Here is a 4,478-nt window from a genome sequence, read left to right on the forward strand (position 1 = left end):
GAGCTTAAAGCTAACTTTCTACCCGATAAATTGCCAAAGGGAGAATCAATGCAGTGTTTATGAGGTAATATATGCAAGCAGTCTCCAGCACCGGGACACCCAGCACCATCCCTACTATCCAATTACCTCAAGGGGCTGCTCTCCATCTCATGAGGGGAATAAGCCATACGGATAAGCGGGATAGTACGTCTTATTTCCAGCAACAAATGCCTTTTCTTACACATCAAGACTGTTTTTTTCTTCGTCAAGCTCTATACGAATACGCGATTTCCATCAAAATACTGACAGAAAAGCTGCTTCCAATACTGGATGAAGCACCACCTCAGCAAGAAGATATCCAGCCAGTGCATACAGAAGCACCACCTCAGCAAGAAGCCCCTCAGCCAATACAGACTGAACCTGGCGCAACGACTTTACCAACAATCCCTCATACACAAACAATCACTGTGCCAACGATTCCACTAACTCATGACACAAATACACAGTTGATGCATTCCATTGTTAATTACTCATCAACTAACAGCTCCGGCACTAATGCTGCTACAAAAGTCATCAGAGATTTTTTTCCATTTTTCCAATCAGAAGACCAATCTAAATTAGTGGTCTCTCTTCGTAGATACACAAGAACACTGTACCAAGACGCCCTACAAGCGATAGCCCGGCTAGAAGGTCCACGCTGCTGGTTCCCCAATAAAGACATCCAAGCAAGAACCGTATTTCTTGTTCGGCCTGAAACACTTCCGCCTGCGAGTTCGCCTGCGGATACATCTTCCCACATATCAGTCACTACTGAAGCCAACCAAACAAGTGCAACACAAGCAAGTAGCAAGCTATCAACAGCAACTACACAAGACTTAATCTTGTTACCTCCCGGACCTGCTAGAGAGCATTTATCTACTGCATTGGTGATACCGCCCACTACACAGTATTTACCTACGCCGCAACAGCACACTGCCATTCCCGAACTTCCTCAATTAGCAAATCAACCCGGACCATCATCAGCCTATACAAGTACTCCCATCGAACGTCCCCGATCTGTTCAGTCTACATCTACGTCATCCAGTAAATCTAATCCAAAGCAAAGGTGTAGTGATGGTATAGAACGCCCATTGATCAGTAAAAAGCGCGGATTAGAAGTAAGATCTAGCCCAGTACACGCTGATGCTAAGGGCGTTTTTCTCTATAAAAGAACCTGCGACCCACGTGAGCTCATAGCGGATTACGAGGGAACGTTTGTTTATAGATACCAGCTACGAAGCAGATCTGGCCATTATCTCATGAGTACAAGTGTAAGCTTGAAAAAGGAAAATGAATTCCTTCATGATGAGCGATATGTGTCATGGAGTGAAGTTTATTTTGCGACTGGAAACAATTTCCTAGAGATAGGTATTATTGGAAGAAAAGAAATAGCATTCATCAATCATGACGAAGAAAACGCCAATGCTGAGCTAATAACTAACTTCGACGATACGATCACATATAAAAGAAGAATCGGAAACGACTCCTTATTATGTGTATCACGTAAAGACTTAGGACAGTTTTTAGATAGCCTACTCGTACAAGTTATAGCGACTAAAAAAATAAACGATAAACAAGAAATACTTTGTAATTATAAAACTAAACAAAAAGAAGTGGATTTCAAAAACTATATTGTCCTGCCAACCGAAAAAGATAAAGAAGAATTTACCCACGCACTAGAAGCTAGTGCAAAAGATGCACCTAAGTCAGACTCTGAACCTAATCCTAGCTCAGAGTCTGATGATTCATCTTCAGAAAATGACGGAGCTGTACCCCGTGAAAAGTTTTTCCCCCAGAAAAAACACGCACCCAAAAAACGTTCTAAAAGAAAACCACCTCAACCAATAAATGTTGCCGACACGGCTCAAGCGTACGGAGATTTTGACACTGACATCCTGAAACCGCTGAGGAATCAGTTTCAAAATCAAGAGTATGGTCATTTATGTGACATAATAAAAGAAATAGAAAAAGAAGGTAACATTACAAAGAAAGAATGTCATACAAAGATATTAACCCTGATAGCAAAACAGATTACTTTACCTGAAACAGATAATGAAAAAGAAAAAGAGCAACTTATAAAAGAGAGCAAAGAAATGGGAATCAAGGAAGAAGATGTTAATACACTACTAAACTCTGCAGAAAAAATCATTAATCACTGCTTCGATATTAGTGATCAAGAGTGGCAACTTTACATCAATGAAAGAAAAACATTAAAACATACCGAGCGCCCAAGAAAACGCATAAAAATATCATCAAGCACAGTTGTTCAACACTAAGTTTCCCTACTGGCAAAAACGGATATCCGCTCACAGGAAATGAAACGTCCAAAGTACTGAGTCAAGGTGCAGCCTTATCATCAGGTAAACGCACTAGGTCAAAAGAGACGGTGCGTTTACCTTCTGATTATCGGTCTATATCAGCCGTTTTTCAGCTCTTCCAGCTCCGCCCAGCGGTCCATTTTTTCTTCGATCAGGCCGGCCAGGTCAGTCAGGCGCTGCAGCACCTGGGATACTTCATCCTGATCTTTCTGGTAGAAGCCGGCTTCTGCCGTCAGGTTCTCCAGCGTCTGCTGCTCTTCTTCCAACTGTTCAATCTCAGCCGGCAGGCCATCCAGCTCACGCTGCAGCTTATAGCTGAGTTTTTTTCCTGACGCAGATTTCGGTTGGGCAGATGCTACAGTCTCTTTGGCAGTCTGCGTTTCTGTTGGTTTCAGGACTTTCTCACCGGATTCCACCAGTCGCTGCATGGAGCCGCCCTGGCGCAACCAGTCCTCAAAGCCCCCGACATACTCGCGCACCACGCCATTGCCTTCAAACACCAGGGAGCTGGACACCACGTTATCCAGGAACGCCCGGTCGTGGCTGACCAGAAGAACGGTACCGGGGAAATCAACCAGAATGCTTTCCAGCAGTTCCAGGGTTTCCACATCCAGGTCATTGGTCGGTTCGTCCAGTACCAGTACGTTGGCGGGCTTACTGAATAATCGAGCCAACAGCAGACGGTTGCGTTCGCCACCGGACAGCGCCTTTACCGGCGTTCGTGCCCGCTGCGGCGAGAACAGGAAGCTTTCCAGGTAACTGATAATATGGCGGCTTTCCCCATTGATGGTAATCCGCTCCCGGCCTTCCGCCACGTTGTCGATTACGCTCTTTTCCAGATCCAGCTGCTGACGCATCTGGTCAAAGTAGGCGACTTCCATCTTGGTGCCGTGACGGATCGTACCCGCGCCAGGCTCAAGGTCACCCAGGAGCATTTTCAACAGTGTCGTCTTACCCACACCATTCGCGCCGATCAGACCGACCTTGTCACCCCGCATCAGGGTAAAGCTGAAATCATGCACCAGGGGCTTGCCTTCAAATCCCTTGGAGATATTCTGTGCTTCCACCACCAGTTTGCCGGAGCGCTCTGCCGCATCCAGTGAAAAGGTCGCTTTGCCCTGTACGTTCCGACGCTCCAGCCGCTCTTCCCGCAACGCTTTCAGTGCCCTCACACGACCTTCATTACGCGTGCGACGCGCCTTGATACCCTGACGAATCCAGACCTCTTCCTGAGCCAGCTTTTTATCAAACAGGGCATTCTGTTCAGCTTCCACTTCCAGCTGGTGCGCCTTACGTTCGAGGTAGGTTTCGTAATTGCAGTCCCAGCTGGTCAGCTGGCCACGATCCAGCTCCAGGATCCGTGTTGCCAGCGCCTTGAGGAATGAACGGTCGTGGGTGATAAACAGTAACGCACCCCGGAAATCTTTCAGCTGCTGTTCCAGCCAGGCGATGGTGATGATATCCAGATGGTTGGTCGGTTCGTCCAGTAACAGCAAATCCGGATCGCTGACCAGCGCCCGGGCCAGCTCCACCCGGCGACGCCAGCCGCCGGAAAGTTCGCCCATGGTTTTGTCCGCTGGCAACTGCAGTTTCTGGATGGTCTGTTCAATACGCTGCTGCAGCGCCCAGCCATCCCGGGCTTCCAGTTGGCTCTGTACCCGCTCAAGCTTCTTCATGTCCGCATCAGTCTGGATGTTCATGGACAGTTCATGCCAGTCAGCCAGCAGTTGCCCGACTGTTTCCAGACCGGATGCCACCACATCGTAAACTCGCTTGCTGTCGGCCACCGGCAGATCCTGATTCAACATGCCGACCTTCAGGCCGGGTTTGCGCCAGATATGGCCGTCATCCGGTTGGATGGTTTCGGATGCCGCCTTGAGCAGCGTGGACTTACCGGCGCCGTTACGGCCGATCAGACAGACCCGTTCACCGGGTTCCAGTTGCAGGCAGGCTTTGTCCAGCAGGGGGTGATCGCCATAGGCGATGGAAACATCGTCAAAACGTATAAGGGTCATGGGACTGCGCACATCCTGGCAAGCGTCTGAAAATGCGGGAAGGATAACGATTTGCAGCGGTCAACGCCATGCGTCATCACCAGGCAGGGACGGCGATGGCCGTTGCCCTGCCCTTATCCGGGAATCG

2 protein-coding genes are annotated in these 4,478 nt (G+C 48.4%); one reads left to right on the forward strand and one right to left on the reverse strand.

The window, feature by feature from the left end:
- Nucleotides 1-71 precede the first annotated feature (71 nt).
- The gene (locus tag KHS78_RS21110) at nt 72-2,294 is read left to right on the forward strand and encodes a hypothetical protein (RefSeq protein ID WP_211830971.1); all 2,223 of its coding nucleotides are present in this window, start codon (nt 72-74) and stop codon (nt 2,292-2,294) included.
- Nucleotides 2,295-2,434: 140 nt separating this feature from the next.
- Here the strand turns inward: KHS78_RS21110 and uup are convergent, their stop codons facing one another.
- Complete coding sequence (gene uup, locus KHS78_RS21115; protein WP_211830973.1) at nt 2,435-4,351, reverse strand: ATP-binding cassette ATPase Uup; 1,917 nt, start codon at nt 4,349-4,351, stop codon at nt 2,435-2,437.
- Between the last annotated feature and the right edge of the window lie 127 nt (nt 4,352-4,478).

It is taken from the genome of Kistimonas asteriae, assembly GCF_018263925.1.
Taxonomy (GTDB): Bacteria; Pseudomonadota; Gammaproteobacteria; order Pseudomonadales; family Endozoicomonadaceae; genus Kistimonas; species Kistimonas asteriae.